This window comes from Methylobacterium sp. 13MFTsu3.1M2, from assembly GCF_900112625.1.
Lineage (GTDB): Bacteria > Pseudomonadota > Alphaproteobacteria > Rhizobiales > Beijerinckiaceae > Methylobacterium.
The window spans coordinates 143,586-161,218 of the sequence record NZ_FOMM01000002.1 but is presented as its reverse complement, the minus strand read 5'-3'; the positions used below and the strand labels follow the sequence as shown (position 1 = coordinate 161,218).

Here is a 17,633-nt window from a genome sequence, read left to right as displayed (position 1 = left end):
GGTAAAAGTCTCGTGCGGCGCAGCAAGGTCGCTGCACCGCACGAGAGCCTAGATGCGGCCGGCGGTGAGCCCCTCGAAGCCCAGCGGCGGCTCGGCGGCTGCGGGCTCGACCAGGCCGGATCCCCGGCTGAGGCGGGCATGGACGGTGGCCATCGTGAGCACCGCCATGGCGAGCACCTGATGCGCGAGCGCCGCCCAGAGCGGCACGGCGAGGAGCAGCGTCGCGATCCCAAGCGCCATCTGGGCGAGGACGAGGATGACGACCCCCGTTGCCCGCCCAGCCGCGCTCTTCGGGCCGGTGAGCCAGGCGTCGACGGCGTGCAGCACCGCCACGACGAAGACGAGGTAGGCCGTCACCCGGTGGTCGAACTGAACCAAGGCGTGGTTGTCGATGAAATTCTCGATCCACGGCCGGATCGCGAACAGGCTGTCCAGCGGCGGGACGAGATGGCCGTCCATGGTCGGCCACGTGTTGTAGACGAGGCCGGCATGCGAGCCGGCAACGAGGCCACCGAGGAAGATCTGCACCAGGACGAGGATCGGCAGCAGCAGGGCGGTCGCCCGCAGGCGCGCCGGGGCCGGCGCCAGGACGCCGGGGCGCTGGCCCGCGGCCAGCCAGACCAGCCCGGCCAGGATCAGGCTCGCGGTGGTGAGGTGCAGGGCGAGCTTGAGCGGCGCCACGGCCGTCATGCCTGGCTGGAGGCCTGAGGCGACCATGATCCAGCCGATGGCGCCCTGGAGGCCGCCGAGCGCGCCGAGACCGAGCAGGCCGAGGCCGAGCCGCCGGCTGATCCGGCCCTGCCACCAGAACACGATTAGCGGCAGGAAGAACACGAGGCCGATCACCCGGCCGAGCAGGCGATGGCCCCATTCCCATCCGTACAGCACCTTGAAGGCGGACAATCCCATCCCCTGGTTGAGGATGTTGTATTGCGGCGTGTCCCTGTACTTGGCGAACTCGGCCGCCCAGTCTGCCTCCGTCAGCGGCGGGATCGCGCCCGTGACGGGGCGCCACTCGGTGATCGACAGGCCGGACCCGGTCAGCCGCGTCGCACCGCCGACCGCCACCATGGCGACCACCAGGGCCGCGACCGCGTAGAGCCAGGTTCGCACCGCCCCCAACCGCCGGTCGCCCGCGCCGCTCATATCCATACACGTCCCTTCCGCGGATGCCGGGATGCCCCCCGCAGTGCCCGGGTTAGGGGATGTCCGAGCGCCCATCAACGGCGCCGGCGCCGCAGCCCGCGTCAGCGGGCGCGTTGCCAACCGGGTTCTAGGACGGTAGCCGTCGCCCGTCCGAGCCCGCGGCGCCGCCCGCGGGACCAGGAGCACTGTTCGAAGGCACGGTCCAGGAACACAGCAATGCGCCGCCGCACCCGGACCCTGATCGGCACCCTCGCCATCCTGGTCTTCGTCTGCCTCTACGGGCCGCTGGCGATGACCCTGGCCGATAGCCGCATCTCGGAGACACCGGCGGCGGTGCAGGCGGTGATCTACTCGATCCTCGGCATCGCGTGGATCTTCCCACTGATGCCGCTGATCCGGTGGATGGAGCGACCCGATCGCTGAGGCCAACCCTCGATTTTGCCGCACTCGGGGATCACAAGCCTGCCGTCGCCGCTCGAGACCCCCTCCGTGCACCGCCCGACTCTCTGCCTCAAGCCGCTGGCCGCTCTCGTCGTGCTGCTCGCGCCCCTGCCGGCCCTGGCGCAGGGGACACCGCGCTCCATCGGTGAATGCGAGCGTCTCAAGAACGACCTCGCCTACAACCAGTGTCTCGCGATGTTCGGACCGGCGGCCAAGAACGTCGCCGGGGGCTACGCCTCGGCCGATACGGCGGTCGCCATGGCGGCGACGCCCGCGGCGGCCATGGCCGAGCCGATCCCGCAGGTGGAGGAGACGGTCGAGGCCAGCACCAGCCGGCGTCGACGCTACCGGTCCGTGCGCGGCCGTCAATACGCCTCGTTCTCGACCGGCTACCGCCACCGGCGTCGGCGTTAGCGGCCACCGGCCCGCGTCACTGCACTAACGGCGATCCGGAGCTTCGAGCGCCTCGAGGACCCGCGTACCCTGAACCGAACCGTCGCCTGGCCAGACGTTCCAGTCGGCGACCTGATCGAGAGCCTCGGCGAGGCGGCGCTTGTAGACGTGGCGCGGCACTTCCTCGGCACCGAACTGCGACAGGTGGTCGGTGACGAACTGGGTATCGGCGAGCCGGTAGCGCCCGGCGCGCAGGCGGGCCATCAGGTGGACGAGGGCGACCTTCGAGGCGTCGCGGACCTCGTGGAACATGCTCTCGCCGAAGAAGGCCGCCCCCAGCGAGACGCCGTACAGGCCGCCGACGAGCCGGCCGTCCGCGCCCGCGTAGACCTCGACCGTGTGGACGTGGCCGATATCGAACAGGGCGCCGTAGAGCTCGCGGATCCGCCCGTTGATCCAGGTGCGCTCGCTGTCCCGCCGGGGCGCCGCGCAGCCGTCGATCACCCCGTCGAAATCGGTGTCGCAGCGGACCACGAACTGGTCGGACCGGACCGTCCGGGCGAGGCGCCGGGGAACGCGGAACGTGTCGAGGGGCAGAACGCCGCGCGCCTTGGGTTCGACCCAGTAGAGCGTGGGATCGTCGGCATCCTCCGCCATCGGGAAGATGCCCGCCGCGTAGGCCTTCAGCAGGATCTCAGGGGTGATGTCCACGCGGGCGGTGTCGTGCATGCCGTGAATGTCGCGCGCGGACGGCGCGAAGACCAGATCCCGCGCGCGCCGCGCTCGCCGCAGCCCCGCCCAGGTCCGGTCAGGCTTTCATGCCGCCGTCTTCCAGGAAATGCTCCAGCCAGTGAATGTCGTAAAGGCCGTTCTGCACGTCCGGGTTGCGGACCAGCGTCCGGAAAAGCGGCAGCGTCGTGTCGATCCCGTCGATGACGAACTCGTCCAGGGCGCGCCGCAGCCGCATGAGGCACTCGTTGCGGGTCCGGCCGTGGACGATCAGCTTGCCGATCAGCGAATCGTAGTTCGGCGGGATCCGATAGCCCTGGAACGCGGCCGAATCGACGCGGACGCCGAGGCCGCCGGGGGTGTGGTAGTGGGTGATCTCACCGGGCGACGGCCGGAAGGTCTCCGGGTGCTCGGCGTTGATCCGGCACTCGATGGCGTGGCCCTCGACCTTGATGTCCGCCTGGCTCACCGAGAGCGGGCCGCCCGAGGCGACCTGGATCTGCTCGATGACGAGGTCGATCCCGGTGATCATCTCGGTGACCGGATGCTCGACTTGGATGCGGGTGTTCATCTCGATGAAGTAGAAGCGTCCGTCCTCGTAGAGGAACTCGATGGTTCCGGCGCCGAGGTAGCCGAGCTCCTTCATGGCGTTGGCGCAGATGCCGCCGATCTCGGCGCGCATCGACTCGTTGAGGGCCGGCGAACCGCCTTCCTCCCAGACCTTCTGGTGTCGGCGCTGGAGGGAGCAGTCGCGCTCGGCAAGGTGCACGGCGCCGCCGCGGCCGTCGCCGAGCACCTGCACCTCGATGTGCCGGGGCTTCTCCAGATATTTCTCGAGATAGACCGCGTCGTCGCCGAAGGCGGCCTTGGCCTCGGACTTGGCCATGCCGATCGCCTGCTCCAGCTCGGCCTCGGAGCGCGCCACCTTCATACCACGGCCGCCGCCGCCGGCCGCCGCCTTGACGAGCACGGGGTAGCCGATCCCGGCAGCTACGCGCTTGGCCGTGTCGATGTCGTCGACGCCACCCTCGGAGCCCGGCACGCACGGGATGCCGAGCTTCAGTGCCGTGCGCTTGGCCTCGATCTTGTCGCCCATGGTGCGGATGTGCTGCGCCTTGGGTCCGATGAAGCCGATCTGGTGATGGGCCAGAACCTCGGCGAAGCGGGCATTCTCCGACAGGAAGCCGTAGCCGGGATGCACGGCATCGGCCCCGGTGATCTCGCAGGCCGCGATGATCGACGGGATGTTGAGGTAGCTATCGCGGGCGGCCGGCGGCCCGATGCAGACGCTCTCGTCGGCGAGGCGCACGTGCATCGCGTCCGCGTCGGCGGTGGAGTGGACCGCCACGGTAGCGATCCCGAGCTCCTTCGCCGCCCGCAGGATGCGCAGGGCGATCTCGCCGCGGTTCGCGATCAGGATCTTGTCGAACATCGGACCCGTTAGGGCGTCCTGGCGATCCCGGACCGCGCAGGATGCTCTATCCTCTCGTGTTGCGGCGTCGTCCGGGACTGGGCGGCGGGCGCCCGGCGGACGTCCTAGGTGATGACGAGCAGGGCCTCGCCGAACTCGACCGGCTGACCGTCCTCGACGAAGATGGCGCTGATCGTGCCGGCGCGGGGCGCCACGATCTCGTTGAAGGTCTTCATCGCCTCGATCAGCAGCAGCTTGTCGCCGACCGCGACCGTCGAGCCGACATCCACGAAGGCCTTGGCGTCGGGCGAGGGGCGGAGATAGGCGGTCCCGACCATCGGCGAGGGCACGGTGCCGGGCTGCGCGCGGGCCGGCTCGGCCAGGGCGAGGGGAGACGACGCGGCGGGCGCGGAAACCGGAGGCGGGGCGACGGCCGCGAGCGGCGCGGGCGCCGCAACCTGCACGCTCACGGGCTCCAGCCGCCGCGCCACGCGGATGCGCAGGTCGCCCTTCTCGACCTCGATCTCGGACAGGCCGGTCTCGGTCACGAGGTTGGCGAGCTCGCGCACGAGTTCGGGATCGATGGCGTCGTTCTTTGGCATCCGGCCTACTTCGTCTCGCGGCACGTCGGTGCGTCCATCCGGGCTCGGCCCTGGACCCCACCGCGGCCCTGCGGCTGGCGGCTCTTAGACGAAGGCGCCCCGGCGCGACAAGGCTGCGCGGACCGCCTTCGGGGTTCCTCGGCCCGATCCGTCAGCTCAGCAGGAGGCGTGGCCGCACTGGCGCACGTCGGCGATGGTCTTGCGCATCGGCTCGACGCCGACGGCGCCCGGGATCACCTCGTCGCCGATGATGAAAGCCGGCGTGCCCGACAGGCCCAGGCGGTCGCCGAGGCCGCGGTTCTCGCTGAGCGCTGCCTTCACCTCGGGGGAGGCCATGTCCTTCTGCAGCTTGGCCGTGTCGACGCCCATGTCCTTGGCGACCTGAATCGCGCGGGCGCCGTTCACCCGGCCCTTGGTCTCCAGAAGCTTCTGATGAAACTCGAACAGCTTGTCGCCCTTCAGCTGCTGGCGCACCGCGACGGCGACCTGGCTGGCCTCCAGCGATTCCGGGCCGAGGACCGGGAAGTCCTTGATGACCACCCGCAGCTTCGGGTCGGATTTGATCAGCGCCTGGATGTCGCCCAGGGCCTTACGGCAGTAGCCGCAATTGTAATCGAAGAACTCGACCAGCGTGACGTCGCCCGACGGGTTGCCGGCAACGACGTCGTGGGGACCGTTGTGGAGAGCCTCGCGCGACTCCTTGAGGGCGGCGGCCTGGGCCAGGCGTTGCGTCTCGGCCTGCTGCTTCTCGGCCTCGGCGAGGGCCTCCTGGAGCACCTCGGGATGCTTGATCAGGTAGTCCTTGACGATCGCCTCGATGCCGGCGCGCTGCGCGTCGGTGAACGGCGCGGCGGGGGGCGTCGCGGTCTGCGCGAGGGCCGGGACGGCGACGAGGCCGAGCGCCAGGACCAGCGCGGGCAGGGGGCGGATAAAGGGCATAGATCCTCGCTTGCGCGGCGGGGCGGCCCGCGCGTGGCGCGAGCGGTAGGGGCTGGGTTAGGCGTTTTCGCGGCGTCCGGTCAATTCCCGCGGCGAGGGCGGCGTGCGCCGCCGGCTTGAGGCGGGAAGGGGGAGCGTCTAACCCCCGGAGGCTCCAGCGTCGTCCGGCTCAGAGCAGACCCCATGATCCCGATCTCCCGGCGCGCCGCCGCCGTCCAGCCGTTCCTCGCGATGGATGTCATGGCCGCCGCCGCCGCCAAGGCGCGGGCCGGCAGCGACGTGGTGCGGATGGAGGTCGGCCAGCCGTCGGCGCCGGCGCCCCGGGCGGTCATCGCGGCCGCGCAGGGGGCGCTCGCGGCCGGCCGCGTGCCCTACACCGAGGCCCTGGGCCTGCCGTCCCTGCGCGCCCGCATCGCCCGGGACTACGCGGAGCGGCACGGCGTCGCGGTGAGCCCGGAGCGCGTGGTGATCACCACCGGATCCTCGGCCGGCTTCATCCTCGCCTTCATGAGCCTGTTCGACTCCGGCGCCCGGGTCGCCGTCCCGCAGCCCGGCTATCCCGCCTATCGCAGCATCCTGGCCGCCCTCGACCTCGTGCCGGCGCCGATGGTGCTGCGCGCCGAGGACCGCTTCGCGCCGACCGCCGCCCTGCTGCGCGAGACCCACGCCCGCGCGCCAGTCTCCGGGGCACTGGTGATGAGCCCGGCGAATCCCTCCGGCACAGTCATCACGGAGGGCGCCCTGCAGGATCTCTGCGCGGCGGCGCGCGGCCTCGGCCTGCCGCTGATCTCCGACGAGATCTATCACGGCCTCAGCTACGGCGAGCCCACCGTCACGGCCCTGCGCTTCGACCCCGACGCGGTCGTGATCAACTCGTTCTCGAAGTACCACTGCATGACCGGCTGGCGCGTCGGCTGGATGGTCGTGCCGGAGGCGCTGGTCCGCCCGATCGAGCGGCTGGCCCAGAACCTCTACATCTCCGCGCCGTACCTGTCGCAGGTCGGCGCCCTGGCAGCCTTCGACGCGACGGACGAACTCGACGCCGTTCGCGACGGCTACGCACGCAACCGCGCGATCCTCCTGGACGCGCTGCCGGCCCTCGGCCTCGGCCGCGTCCACCCGGCCGACGGCGCCTTCTACCTCTACGCGGACGTCTCGAACCTCACCAACGACGCTTCGGACTTCTGCCGGCGCATGCTCGACGAGGCGCACGTCGCGGCGACGCCGGGCCTCGATTTCGATCCGGACGTGGGCAACCACCACGTCCGCTTCTCCTTCGCGGGCTCGGAGACCGAGTGCCGCGAGGCGGCGCGGCGCCTGAAGGCGTGGCTGCGCTGACAGGTCAGGCCGCCGGCACGAGCGCGCCGACCGCCTCGACCAGCTCCGAGAAGTGTTCGATCACCCGGTCGGGCCCGAGCTCGGCGACCGGGCGGTCGGTGTAGCCGAAGGTGACCGCAACCACCGGGATCCCGGCGGCCTTGGCGGTGTCGATGTCGGTGCGGGAATCGCCCACCATCACCGCGCGGGCCGGATCGCCGTCGGCGCGGGCGATGGTGCCGGTCAGGTGGCGGGGGTCAGGCTTCGACTGCGGGAAGGTGTCCCGACCGCAGATCGCCGCGAAGCGGTGGCCGATGCCGAGGAGGCGCAGCAGCTCGACCGACTGCCCCTCGTACTTGTTGGTGCAGACCGCGAGCCGGAAACCCGCCGCCTCGAGGGCGTCGAGCGCCTCGACAACGCCCGGGAAGAGGTGGGACGTGTCGGCGAGGTGCGCCCCGTAATGAGCAATGAAGGCGTCGAACAGCCGGTCGTGGTCCTCCGGCGAGAGTGGCCGGCCCTCGGCCTCGAAACCCCGCCGGATCAGCGCCCGGGCGCCGGCGCCGATCAGCCCGCGCGCCTGCGAGAGGGGCAGCTCGGCCAATCCCTCGCGCTTCATCAGCACGTTGAGGGTGCCGATAAGGTCGCCCGCGGTCTCAGCGAGCGTCCCGTCCAGGTCGAACACGGCGATCGGGGGCTTGCGCGTCGATTCGGTAGACATGCCTGGGCGGTTCCGTGCTCGGCGGGATCTCGAAAGGCGTCGCTATCGGGGCTGGGCACCCGGGGCAAGCCGACCGGCGCAGCACGGTGGATGCGCGGATCGTCTCACCGGGCGCCCCAGACTCGCCCGAAAGCGCAGCGAAACGCAGCGCGTATCAGCCCCGGGACCCGCGATGAAACTCTTCCTGCCCCTCCTGGCCGCCTGCGCCGCGCTGCAAGCCCTGCCGGCGGCGGCGACCTCCTTCGAGTTCGTGCCCGCCCCGCAGACCGACCTGAACCGGATGTACCGGGTCGACAAGGTGACCGGCGAGGTGACCTCCTGCCAGTACGGCCTCCAGGAATCGGCGGGCGGCATCGGCCAGACGGTCTGCTTCGGATCGGGAGAGGGCGCCGGGCCGCAGACGCCGTCGGAATACGGGCTGGTGGCGAGCCGGCATACCCGCGAGGCCGGCGTCTTCCGGGTGAACTACCGCACCGGCGAGATGAGCATCTGTTTCGTGCTGGTGAAGAAGGAGCAGGTCGTCTGCACCCAGCAGGGCAAGCCGGGCGCCGAGGGCGCGTCCGACGCGCCGCTGACCGGTCCGGCCCCGGGTCGCGCGGGCGCCAGCGCCACCCCGACACAGGGCGGCCGTCCGTGACAAGGCCGTGCGGGCGGGGCGTTCCGGTCGGCCCGGTCCCGTGCTAGGGGCCGCCCGACGCCCACGGAAAGACCGGCTGCCCATGACCCGCGCTCCCTCGCTCCCCCTCGCCGACCGGGCCGTGTCCCGGTGAGTGGGCCGGACCTGCGGCGGGCCGCGGCCGCCCGCGCCCTCGACCTCGTCGAACCGGGCATGCGGCTCGGCCTCGGCACGGGCTCCACGGCGGCGGCCTTCGTGGCGCTCCTCGGCGAGCGCGTCCGCGCCGGCCTCGACATCGTCGGCGTCCCGACCTCCGAGGCCACGCGCGCGCAGGCCGAGGGCCTGGGCATCCGCCTCGCGACCCTGGACGAGCAGCCCGAGCTCGACCTGACCATCGACGGCGCCGACGAGGTCGACGACCGGCTGCGCCTGATCAAGGGCGGCGGCGCGGCACTCCTGCGCGAGAAGATCGTCGCCTGCGCGAGCCATCGCATGGTGGTGATCGCCGACGCGGCCAAGCACGTGGCGCGGCTGGGCGCCTTCCCGCTCCCGATCGAGGTCAATCCCTTCGGCCTCAAGGCCACGCACCGGGCCGTCGAGGCCGCAATCGCCGGGACCGGCTGCTCCGGCGAGGTCCGGCTGCGCGCCCTGACGGATGGCAAGCCCCTGGTCACCGACGGAGGCCATTACATCCTCGACGCGCGCCTCGGAGCGATTCCTGATCCGGAGGCCCTCGGCGCCGCCCTCTGGGCCGTGCCGGGCGTCGTCGAGCACGGTCTGTTCCTCGGCATCGCCGACGCCGCGATCCTGGCGGCGGCGCGGGACGGGCAGGCCGAGGTCACCGTTCTCGGCAGCCTCACCTGAGGCGCCGCCCTCCATCGCCGGCCATCCTCGCAAGAAAGTCCAGCATGTCCCGTCGCCTCACCGCCGTGCCAGGCCTCGCGCTCAGCCTCGCGCTCGGCCTCGCGCTCCCGGCGCTCCCCCACGCGGCGGTCGCGCAGCCGCAGAAGGCCGCGCAGGCCAAGCCGGCGGCGCAGCCGGCCGCCCCGGCTGCCGGCACCCCCGCGGCCAACAGCCCGGCCGCGGCCACCTACACGCCGGCCCACCTCGCCCTGGCCCGCGAGGTGATGCTCAGCTCCGGCATCGCCCGGTCGTTCGACTCGGTGCTGCCGGCCTTCGCCGACCAGATCCGCAAGCAGGCGGTCACCCGTCCCGAGCTGTCCAAGGACCTCGAGGAGGTCCTGGCCTCGCTGCAGCCGGAGATGGAGCTGCAGAAGCAGCGCATGATCGACATCGCGGCGCGCACCTACGCCTCGAAGTTCTCGGAAACCGAGTTGAAGGAGATCGCGACCTTCTTCCGCTCGCCCGCCGGCAAGCACTACGTCGAGGCGCAGCCGCAGCTCCTCGACGAGATGGTGCAGGAGATGCAGGACTGGACGCAGGACGTCTCCGAATACGTCATGGTCCGCGTCCGTGCCGAGATGGGCAAGCGCGGACACCAGATGCAGTGAGGGCAGCCGCTCCCGGGGGCGGATCGCCGTGAGAGGTCGTTCATGAGAGCGAGCGGCCGCATGTACGCGGCGGGCGGCGCGCTCCTCGCGGCCATGCCGCTCGCCATGGTGCTGGCTAACCGGTCGAGCCCGCTGATGGTCGGGCTGGCGGCGCTCGCCTTCCTGGCCGGACGATGGGCGGAGGACGCGTCCGCCCTGCGCCGCGCGCTGCTGTCCCCGCTGCGGACGCCGCTCGCCGGGGCGGCGCTCGCCTTCCTGGCCTGGGCGCTGGTCTCGCTGGCCTGGAGCCCGTTCCCGGCGGCCTCCCTGCGGGTGCTGGGCGAGTTCATCCCGACGCTGCTTGCCGCCTACCTCCTGGCCTGCCTCGCGCCCGGCCGGATCCCGGCCTTCGCGCCGCGGCTCGGCGCGATCGCGATCGCGCTGGCGGGACTCCTGATCGCCGTGGATCTCGCCTCGGATCTGGCCCTGGAGCGGGCCCTCGGGCGCCGGGTCGCGGCCTTCGTGCACAACCGGCCGGCCCTGACCCTCGACCTCGTGGCCGGCCCGCTGGCCCTCGTCCTCTGGAAGGACCGCGCCCGCGGCCTCGCCGCCGCGACCCTCGCCTTCGCGAGCCTCGGCGTGGTCCGCTCGATCAGCGGCGCCGCCCAGCTCGGCCTCCTGGCGGGCGCCGCGATGGCGACCCTCGCGCTTTCGCTGCCCAGACGGGTCGGCATAGGCCTCGCCGGACTCGGTCTCGGCCTCGCGCTGATCCTCGCCCCGGTCGAGGGCGACCTTCTCGCCCGCGCCATGCCGGAGGCCGCCCACGAGCGCCTCGTCCAGTCCTCGTCCCGGGCCCGAGTGGCGATCGCGCGCAGCTTCGGGGCCGCGGTGGCGGCCGATCCCTGGCGCGGCGCGGGCGTCGGCACCAGCGCGCGCTTCGCCGAGACGGCCGTCGCGCAGACGGTGCAGCCGGAGATGCGCGTCCTCCTCGGGGTCGGGCACCCGCACAACAGCTTCCTGCAGGTCTGGGCCGAGCTCGGCCTGCCCGGCGCGATCCTCGCGGCGCTGACCGCAATGCTGATGCTCGCCCGGATCGCGCGGCTGCCGCGACCGGACCGCGCGGCGGCGCTCGGCCTCGTGGCCTGCGCGGCTTCGATCGCCTTCGTCGAGCACAACGGCTGGGCCGCGTGGTGGACGGCGGGGCTCGGCGCTGCCATCACCTGGATGCGCGCGGCCCCTCGGGGCGGCGCGATCGTGAGATCCGAGCGGGACGGTCCGGCATGAGCGCGTTCGACGTCGACCTCTTCGTCATCGGCGGCGGGTCCGGGGGTGTCCGCGCGGCGCGGATCGCGGCCGGGTACGGCGCGCGGGTGATGCTGGCCGAGGAGTACCGGGTGGGCGGAACCTGCGTGATCCGCGGCTGCGTCCCGAAGAAGCTGATGGTCTATGCCGGCCGCTTCGCCGACGAATTCGAGGATGCCGCGGGCTTCGGGTGGACGGTGGAGAAGCCCCGCTTCGACTGGGGCACGCTCAAGGCGCGGCGCGACGCGGAGGTGACCCGGCTCGAAGGCATCTACGACACCAACCTGATCCGCGCCGGCGTCGAGATCGTACCCGAGCGGGCGGTGATCGAGGATCCCCACACGGTCCGCCTCGTCGCGTCCGGCCGCACCATCCGGGCCGAGCGGATCCTGGTGGCGGTCGGCGCGCACCCCGTGAAGGAGCCGGCGGTGTCGGGCATCGACTTGGCGATCACCTCCAACGAGGTGTTCGAGCTGGAGCGCCTGCCGGACCGGATCCTGGTGATCGGCGGCGGCTACATCGCGGTGGAGTTCGCCGGCGTCTTCGCGGCGCTCGGCAGCCGCACGACGCTGCTGCACCGGGGCGACAGGTTGCTGCGCGGGTTCGACGACGAGATCCGCGACGCTCTGGCCGAAGCCTACGCCCAGCGCATGGACCTGCGGCTCGGGCGCACGCTGCGGCGCATCGAGCGCCGGGACGGCGACCTCTGCGCGCAGCTCGACGACGGCGGCGAGATCCTGGTGGACGAGGTGCTCGTCGCCACGGGGCGGCGGCCGAACGTCGAGGGCCTCGGCCTCGACCGGGTCGGCATAGAGACCGACGCCGCCGGTGCGATCCCGGTCGACGCCTACTCGCAGACCAAGGTGCCGTCGATCTACGCGGTGGGCGACGTGACCAACCGCGCCAACCTGACGCCGGTGGCGATCCGCGAGGGTCACGCCTTCGCCGACACGGTCTACGGCGGCAAGCCGGCCTGCGTCGACCATCGCCTGATCCCGACCGCGGTGTTCTCGACCCCCGAGATCGGCGTCGTCGGCCACAACGAGGCGGCCGCCCGGGCGATCTACGGCAAGATCGACGTCTACAAGGCGCGCTTCCGCCCGATGAAGGCGACCCTGTCCGGCCGCGAGGAGCGGATCTTCATGAAGGTGCTGGTCGACTGCGCCAGCGACCGCGTGGTCGGCGTCCACATCTTCGGCCACGATGCCGGGGAGGTGATCCAGGCGGTGGGCATCGCCGTGACCATGGGCGCCACGAAGGCCGATTTCGACCGGACCATCGCGGTCCACCCGACAGCCGCCGAGGAGCTGGTGACCATGCGCGTCCCGGAGGTCACCAAGCACCCGGTCGGCGTCGGCTGAGGCCTGCGCCGCGGCCGGGGCTCGACGCGGTGCGCGACCGAGCCATATCAGGGTCATGGGCAAGCAGGGCACCGGCAAGGGACGACGCGAGGACGACGCGCACGCGCGGCGGCAGGCGATCATCGACGGCCTGCTGGAGGACGCCCTGCGGCCGGCCTTCCACCGGCCGCCGAGCCACGAGGCCCTCTCCCCGGACATCCGGCATGCGATCGACCGCCTCCTCGCCAAAGCTGAGGCGCAGCGCAGCCGCAACCTGACCTACGACGACCTGGAGGAGGCGCTGCCGCCCCGGGACGTCTCGGCCGAGGATCTGGAGGCGATCTTCTGGATTCTGGCCGAGCACGGGATCGAGGTCGAGGACGGCGAGGCCTGACCCGAGACCTGAATCCGGGACGCGCCTGCCCCCCGATTCACGCCACTCGCCAGTGTAGAGGAACCTCTCTATAAGCCGCGCTTCGCGCGTAGGCGCGATCGCACGAAGAGGTGCGCGGAGAGAGACCATGGGCGAGCGTTGGACACCGAAGAGCTGGAGACATCTGCCGATCGAGCAGGTCCCCACCTATCCGGACGCCGCCAGCCTCGGTGCCGTCGAGTCGCAGATCGCGAGCTTTCCGCCGCTGGTCTTTGCCGGCGAGGCCCGCAAGCTGAAGGCCGCGCTCGGGCGCGTCGCCGCGGGCCAGGCCTTCCTGCTCCAGGGCGGCGACTGCGCTGAGAGCTTCGACGAGCACTCTGCCGACAACATCCGCGACTTCTTCCGGGTGTTCCTGCAGATGGCGATGGTGCTGACCTTCGCGGGCGGTTCGCCCGTGGTGAAGGTCGGGCGCATCGCCGGGCAGTTCGCCAAGCCGCGCTCGTCGCCGACCGAGACCCTCGAGGGCGTGAGCCTGCCGAGCTACCGGGGCGACATCATCAACGGCATCGGCTTCACCGAGGAGTCGCGGGTGCCGGATCCGCGCCGCCAGCTCGAGGCGTACCGGCAATCGGCCGCGACGCTGAACCTGCTGCGCGCCTTCGCAACCGGCGGTTACGCGAACCTCGAGAATGCGCATCGCTGGATGCTGGGCTTCGTGAAGGATTCGCCGCAATCCTCGCGTTACCAGGACGTCGCCGGCCGCATGACCGACGCGCTCGACTTCATGCGGGCGATCGGCATCAATCCGGAGACCCATCCGGAGGTGCGGACCACCGACTTCTACACCAGTCACGAGGCCCTGCTGCTCGGCTACGAGGAGGCGCTGACCCGCGTCGATTCGACGACCGGCGACTGGTACGCGACCTCCGGCCACATGCTGTGGATCGGCGACCGGACCCGGCAGCCGGACCACGCCCACGTCGAGTACGCCCGCGGCATCAAGAACCCGATCGGCCTCAAGTGCGGCCCGTCCATGAAGGCGGAGGGCCTGATCCGGCTCATCGACCTGCTTAACCCGGAGAACGAGCCGGGGCGCCTCAGCCTGATCTGCCGCTTCGGCGCCGACAAGGTCGGCGACCACCTGCCGGCGCTGATCCGGGCGGTCGAGCGGGAAGGGCGCTCGGTCGTGTGGATCTGCGATCCGATGCACGGCAACACGATCCCGGCCGGCCGCTACAAGACCCGGCCGTTCGAGCGGGTGATGCAGGAGATCGAGGGCTTCTTCGGCGTCCACCGCGCCGAGGGCACCTTCGCGGGCGGGATCCACCTGGAGATGACCGGCAAGGACGTGACCGAGTGCACGGGCGGCGCCCGGGCCCTGACGGCGGACGACCTGCAGGACCGCTACCACACCTACTGCGACCCGCGTCTCAACGCGGAGCAGGCGCTGGAGGTGGCGTTCCGCACGGCCGAGCTGGTCAAGGCCGAGCGCAGCCACATCGAGCGCCCGCGCCTCGACGCGGCCGAGTAGGGCGGATCTCCGACCGGTCATCCGACCGGCCAACGACGCGCGCTGTCCCCTCGCGGGGGCGGCGCGCACCGCCGGACACCGCGATGGTCAGGCGATCGCCCGGAGCGTGCCGTTCCAGCGGCGGATGACCGAGGCGACCTCCGAGACGGGGACGGCGCGGCTGAACAGGTAGCCCTGGACCTCGTCGCAGCCCTCGGCGCGCAGATGCGCGAGTTGCGTCTCCGTCTCGACGCCCTCGGCGGTCGTCGTCATGCCGAGGCTGGCACCGAGCCCGATCACCGCCCGAACGATGAAATCGGTCCCGTCCTTCACGCACAGGTCGCGCACGAAGGACTGGTCGATCTTGATCTTGTCGAACGGGAAGGAGCGCAGGTAGCTGAGCGATGAGTAGCCGGTGCCGAAATCGTCCATCGCCACGCGCACGCCCAGCGCGCGCAGGCTATGCAGGATCGCCGTTGTCGCACCGGGATTGGCCACCAGGACCGTCTCGGTGATCTCCAGCTCCAGGCGCCGGCCCGGCAACCCGGTCCGCCGCAGCGCCTCGCGCACGGCGGTGACGAGACTCGCCGAGGTGAACTGCACGGCCGAGACGTTGACGGCGACCTTGAGCTCGTCCGGCCAGCGGGCGGCCTCCTCGCAGGCGCGGCGCAGCACCCACTCGCCGAGCGGCACGATCAGCCCGAGCTCCTCGGCGATCGGGATGAATTCGGCCGGCGAGACGGAGCCGCGGACCGCGTGGTTCCAGCGCAGCAGCGCCTCGAAGCCGCAGATCCGGTCCGTCTCGAGGCTGTAGATCGGCTGGTAGTAGACCTCGAACGCCTCCCGGGCGAGGGCGTCACGCAGGTCGCGCTCCATGATCCGCCGGGCCATGAGGCGGGCATCCATGGCCGGTTCGAAGAAGCGGAACGCTCCGCGCGCCTCGGCCTTGCCCCGGTCGAGGGCGACTTCGGCGTTCTTCAGGAGCTTGTCCGCGTCGGACCCGTCGCTCGGGGCGAGGGTGATGCCGATGGTGAGCCCGACGCAGATCGTGTGATGGGTCAGGCTGTAGGGCGCGCCGACGACCTCGATGATGCGCCGGGCGAGGATGGCGGCGTCCTCGGGCCGGTCGACGCCGCGCTGGACCACGATGAACTCGTCGGCTCCGAGGCGCGCGACGCAGTCGATCTCGCGCACGCAGGCGGTGAGCCGATTCGCGACCGCGACGAGCAGCTCGTCGCCGATCCCGTGGCCCAGGGTCTCGTTGACCGGCCGGAAATCGTCGAGGTCGATGGCGAAGACCGCGAAGCCCTGGTCGCGCCCGGCCTGCGCCACGGCCACGTCGATCTGCTGCCCCACAGCCACCCGGTTGGGCAGGCCGGTCAACAGGTCGTGATGCGCCAGGAAGGCGATGCGAGCCTCGGCCCGGCGGCGCTCCGTGACGTCCTCGTAGGTGGCCACGAAGCCGCCATCGGCGGCCTCGCGCCGGTCGATGGCGACGATGCGGCCGTTGCTCAGCTCCTGGAAATGCGTCTGCCAAACGCCGTTGCTGAAGGCGTCCCGCTGCTGGCGCAGCAGCGCTTCGAGATCGCAGCCGGGATGGTTGCCGGCCGCGAGACTGGCGCTCAGGACCTCAAGGGCCGTCATGCCGGGTACGACCGTGCCGGGCGGCAGGCCGTAGATCTCGCCGTAGCGCCGGTTGACCACCATCAACCGATGCTGCGCGTCGTACAGGCAGAGCCCCTGGGACATGGTGTCGAGGGCCGCATCGAGGCGCAGGTTGGTCCGGGTCAGGAAATGCGCCTGCTCCTTGAGCAGGCTGATATCGCTGCACACCGCGATGAAGCCGCCCTGCCGGGTCGCGGTGCGGCTCACCCGCAGCCAGCGGCCGTCGGCCAACCGGACGTCGCCGTCCCGGGCCAGGGCTCCGAAGCGATCCTCCGGGACATCCGAGCGGTAGTCCTGCGGCTCGTGCGCAACCTTCGTCAGCGACAGACCGGCCTCGATGGCAGCGTCGAGCCCGTCGAAGAAGCGCAGGGCCTGCGCGTTGGCCAGGGTGATCCGGCCGTCGGCATCGACCACGACGACGCCTTCCCGTGCTGTCTGCAGCGCGTCCGTCACCTGCGTCTCGGTGCCCCGGCGCTGGCTGCCCTCGCGGAGCGTGAGAGCCCGGATGGTCGACCGCATCGCCGCGACGGCGTTCAGCAGCCGGCTCAACCGGTCGCGGCCGCCGGTGGGGATCCGATCGTCGCGCTGGCCGCCCGCGATCCGTTCGGCCGCCTCGGCCGCCGCGCCGACCGATCCGCCGATGTGGCGGGTGAGCAGCCAGGCGATCAGCCCGCAGGCGATGATCACGAGGGCCGCCGCGATGGCGTGCCACCGGACGACGCCCCGCACGCGCTGCCGCGCAGCCTGTCGGAAGGTGAAGCCGTCGCCGGCCATGACGTTGATCAGGAGATCGATCTGGCCTTCGATTGCGTCGGCCTGCCGTTCGAGAGACGCCTTCTGATCCGGCCGCACCGTCACGGGATCGAAAGCGCGGCGCAGGCTCTCCCAGGACGCCACGCTGGTCTGGACGGCCTCGGCCGTCCGCGCCGCCCGCTCGGACTGGGCCCGCTCGGCCGCGATGGTGAGATCCTCGGCCAGGATCGCCGAGAGGTCGGTGATGTCCGCATCCCGCTTCGCCACCTCGGCAGCGTCGCCGGTCTGCATCCGCCGGACGAGGGCGGCGCGCATCTTCGCGAAGTCGGCCGCCACCGCGCGGGCGAAGCTGATCGAGGTCAGGGATTCGTCGTAGGTCCGTGTGACGAGCGTCCCGACCTGCGTGATCGCCAAGCCAGCCGAGAGCGCGAGCGCGCCCAGGAGAAGACCGACACAGAGGAAGGCGACGCTGACCGCGGCGCGAATCGACGTGATACGGCCCGTCCGCGTCGCGGCCGCGCGGGTGTGCCCGGCTCGGTCCGCGCACGCCGTCGGTGTCTCGGGATCTCGCATCGCACAGGTCGCTGGGTCACACGTCCGGCCAGCGATAAATGTCAGTTGTTAAGAGGCAATTAGCTGGCTTGTCTCAGATCACGGATCAGCTGCGCGCGACCGTCACGGAGCAATCGGCGGATCGTGCACAGTCGACCGCACGATCGGTGAAATCTTCGGCACCGCGCTTCTGCCGGCGAGCGGATCCCGTCGATTGAACGCAACCTTTCATTACGAGTGGCGCGCATTTGAGCAACGGATCCGACCGGCGCGATGCTCATGTCGCCAGCTCGGCACCGATATACCGACCGGTTTCCGACAGCTCAGAGGCCGTAT

At 71.4% G+C, this 17,633-nt stretch carries 17 protein-coding genes; 10 read left to right on the top strand and 7 right to left on the bottom strand.

What is annotated here, in order from left to right; all coding sequences use genetic code 11:
- Positions 1 to 48: 48 nt before the first annotated feature.
- Positions 49 to 1,152 (bottom strand): COX15/CtaA family protein, encoded by a 1,104-nt coding sequence (locus BM314_RS00770; protein ID WP_091976451.1) that lies wholly within the window; start codon positions 1,150 to 1,152, stop codon positions 49 to 51.
- 210 nt (positions 1,153 to 1,362) lie between these two features.
- Between BM314_RS00770 and BM314_RS00765 the strand changes: the two genes are divergently transcribed.
- A complete protein-coding gene (locus BM314_RS00765; RefSeq protein ID WP_012319661.1) occupies positions 1,363 to 1,569 on the top strand; it encodes a DUF2842 domain-containing protein in 207 nt (68 codons plus the stop codon).
- Positions 1,570 to 1,635: 66 nt separating this feature from the next.
- Positions 1,636 to 2,001, top strand: a complete 366-nt coding sequence (locus BM314_RS00760; RefSeq protein WP_020092097.1) for a hypothetical protein — start codon at positions 1,636 to 1,638, stop codon at positions 1,999 to 2,001.
- A 24-nt stretch (positions 2,002 to 2,025) separates the two neighbouring features.
- Here the strand turns inward: BM314_RS00760 and aat are convergent, their stop codons facing one another.
- The 4 genes from aat to BM314_RS00740 form a co-directional block, all read right to left on the bottom strand.
- Positions 2,026 to 2,709, bottom strand: coding sequence for a leucyl/phenylalanyl-tRNA--protein transferase (aat, locus tag BM314_RS00755; protein ID WP_091976450.1), 684 nt, complete (start codon positions 2,707 to 2,709; stop codon positions 2,026 to 2,028).
- 79 nt (positions 2,710 to 2,788) lie between these two features.
- Positions 2,789 to 4,141 (bottom strand): acetyl-CoA carboxylase biotin carboxylase subunit, encoded by a 1,353-nt coding sequence (gene accC / locus BM314_RS00750; protein ID WP_091676759.1) that lies wholly within the window; start codon positions 4,139 to 4,141, stop codon positions 2,789 to 2,791.
- 104 nt (positions 4,142 to 4,245) lie between these two features.
- Positions 4,246 to 4,722: an acetyl-CoA carboxylase biotin carboxyl carrier protein gene (accB, locus tag BM314_RS00745; RefSeq protein ID WP_091976448.1), complete on the bottom strand. Its 477-nt coding sequence runs from the start codon at positions 4,720 to 4,722 to the stop codon at positions 4,246 to 4,248.
- Positions 4,723 to 4,878: 156 nt separating this feature from the next.
- A complete protein-coding gene (locus BM314_RS00740) occupies positions 4,879 to 5,661 on the bottom strand; it encodes a DsbA family protein (RefSeq protein ID WP_020092101.1) in 783 nt (260 codons plus the stop codon).
- 183 nt (positions 5,662 to 5,844) lie between these two features.
- On the opposite strand from BM314_RS00740, the gene BM314_RS00735 reads away from it, so the two are divergent.
- Positions 5,845 to 6,999, top strand: coding sequence for a pyridoxal phosphate-dependent aminotransferase (locus BM314_RS00735; RefSeq protein ID WP_091976447.1), 1,155 nt, complete (start codon positions 5,845 to 5,847; stop codon positions 6,997 to 6,999).
- Positions 7,000 to 7,003: 4 nt separating this feature from the next.
- On the opposite strand, the gene gph is transcribed toward BM314_RS00735, so the two are convergent.
- Positions 7,004 to 7,696, bottom strand: a complete 693-nt coding sequence (gene gph / locus BM314_RS00730; protein ID WP_091976445.1) for a phosphoglycolate phosphatase — start codon at positions 7,694 to 7,696, stop codon at positions 7,004 to 7,006.
- Positions 7,697 to 7,868: 172 nt separating this feature from the next.
- Here gph and BM314_RS00725 point away from each other — a divergent pair, with 172 nt between their 5' ends.
- The 7 genes from BM314_RS00725 to BM314_RS00695 all read left to right on the top strand — a co-directional run bounded on the left by BM314_RS00725 (position 7,869) and on the right by BM314_RS00695 (position 14,348).
- Positions 7,869 to 8,333, top strand: coding sequence for a hypothetical protein (locus BM314_RS00725; protein WP_020092104.1), 465 nt, complete (start codon positions 7,869 to 7,871; stop codon positions 8,331 to 8,333).
- A 129-nt stretch (positions 8,334 to 8,462) separates the two neighbouring features.
- Positions 8,463 to 9,176 carry a ribose-5-phosphate isomerase RpiA gene (gene rpiA / locus BM314_RS00720; RefSeq protein ID WP_020092105.1) on the top strand — a complete coding sequence of 238 codons (714 nt, stop codon included), beginning with the start codon at positions 8,463 to 8,465 and terminating at the stop codon, positions 9,174 to 9,176.
- A gap of 44 nt (positions 9,177 to 9,220) precedes the next feature.
- On the top strand, positions 9,221 to 9,823 hold the full coding sequence (locus tag BM314_RS00715) for a DUF2059 domain-containing protein (protein WP_091976444.1): 603 nt from the start codon (positions 9,221 to 9,223) through the stop codon (positions 9,821 to 9,823).
- Positions 9,824 to 9,865: 42 nt separating this feature from the next.
- Positions 9,866 to 11,086, top strand: a complete 1,221-nt coding sequence (locus BM314_RS00710; RefSeq protein ID WP_244539816.1) for an O-antigen ligase family protein — start codon at positions 9,866 to 9,868, stop codon at positions 11,084 to 11,086.
- Positions 11,083 to 12,465, top strand: coding sequence for a glutathione-disulfide reductase (gor, locus tag BM314_RS00705; protein ID WP_091976441.1), 1,383 nt, complete (start codon positions 11,083 to 11,085; stop codon positions 12,463 to 12,465). The genes BM314_RS00710 and gor overlap by 4 nt, the downstream gene beginning before the upstream one ends.
- A gap of 55 nt (positions 12,466 to 12,520) precedes the next feature.
- Positions 12,521 to 12,838, top strand: a complete 318-nt coding sequence (locus BM314_RS00700) for an RNA polymerase sigma factor region1.1 domain-containing protein (protein WP_020092109.1) — start codon at positions 12,521 to 12,523, stop codon at positions 12,836 to 12,838.
- Positions 12,839 to 12,965: 127 nt separating this feature from the next.
- Entirely contained in the window at positions 12,966 to 14,348 is a 1,383-nt protein-coding gene (locus BM314_RS00695) for a class II 3-deoxy-7-phosphoheptulonate synthase (protein ID WP_020092110.1), read from the top strand.
- A gap of 87 nt (positions 14,349 to 14,435) precedes the next feature.
- Here the strand turns inward: BM314_RS00695 and BM314_RS00690 are convergent, their stop codons facing one another.
- Positions 14,436 to 17,159: an EAL domain-containing protein gene (locus tag BM314_RS00690; RefSeq protein ID WP_244539815.1), complete on the bottom strand. Its 2,724-nt coding sequence runs from the start codon at positions 17,157 to 17,159 to the stop codon at positions 14,436 to 14,438.
- Between the last annotated feature and the right edge of the window lie 474 nt (positions 17,160 to 17,633).

Bases quoted from the DNA above. Each gene is read 5' to 3' on its own strand.
- BM314_RS00715 (WP_091976444.1), top strand. From the start codon at position 9,221: ATGTCCCGTCGCCTCACCGCCGTGCCAGGCCTCGCGCTCAGCCTCGCG.
- BM314_RS00740 (WP_020092101.1), bottom strand. From the start codon at position 5,661: ATGCCCTTTATCCGCCCCCTGCCCGCGCTGGTCCTGGCGCTCGGCCTC.
- BM314_RS00695 (WP_020092110.1), top strand. From the start codon at position 12,966: ATGGGCGAGCGTTGGACACCGAAGAGCTGGAGACATCTGCCGATCGAG.
- BM314_RS00700 (WP_020092109.1), top strand. From the start codon at position 12,521: ATGGGCAAGCAGGGCACCGGCAAGGGACGACGCGAGGACGACGCGCAC.
- accC (WP_091676759.1), bottom strand. From the start codon at position 4,141: ATGTTCGACAAGATCCTGATCGCGAACCGCGGCGAGATCGCCCTGCGC.
- BM314_RS00765 (WP_012319661.1), top strand. From the start codon at position 1,363: ATGCGCCGCCGCACCCGGACCCTGATCGGCACCCTCGCCATCCTGGTC.
- gor (WP_091976441.1), top strand. From the start codon at position 11,083: ATGAGCGCGTTCGACGTCGACCTCTTCGTCATCGGCGGCGGGTCCGGG.
- BM314_RS00710 (WP_244539816.1), top strand. From the start codon at position 9,866: ATGAGAGCGAGCGGCCGCATGTACGCGGCGGGCGGCGCGCTCCTCGCG.
- gph (WP_091976445.1), bottom strand. From the start codon at position 7,696: ATGTCTACCGAATCGACGCGCAAGCCCCCGATCGCCGTGTTCGACCTG.
- BM314_RS00735 (WP_091976447.1), top strand. From the start codon at position 5,845: ATGATCCCGATCTCCCGGCGCGCCGCCGCCGTCCAGCCGTTCCTCGCG.
- BM314_RS00770 (WP_091976451.1), bottom strand. From the start codon at position 1,152: ATGGATATGAGCGGCGCGGGCGACCGGCGGTTGGGGGCGGTGCGAACC.
- accB (WP_091976448.1), bottom strand. From the start codon at position 4,722: ATGCCAAAGAACGACGCCATCGATCCCGAACTCGTGCGCGAGCTCGCC.
- aat (WP_091976450.1), bottom strand. From the start codon at position 2,709: ATGCACGACACCGCCCGCGTGGACATCACCCCTGAGATCCTGCTGAAG.
- BM314_RS00725 (WP_020092104.1), top strand. From the start codon at position 7,869: ATGAAACTCTTCCTGCCCCTCCTGGCCGCCTGCGCCGCGCTGCAAGCC.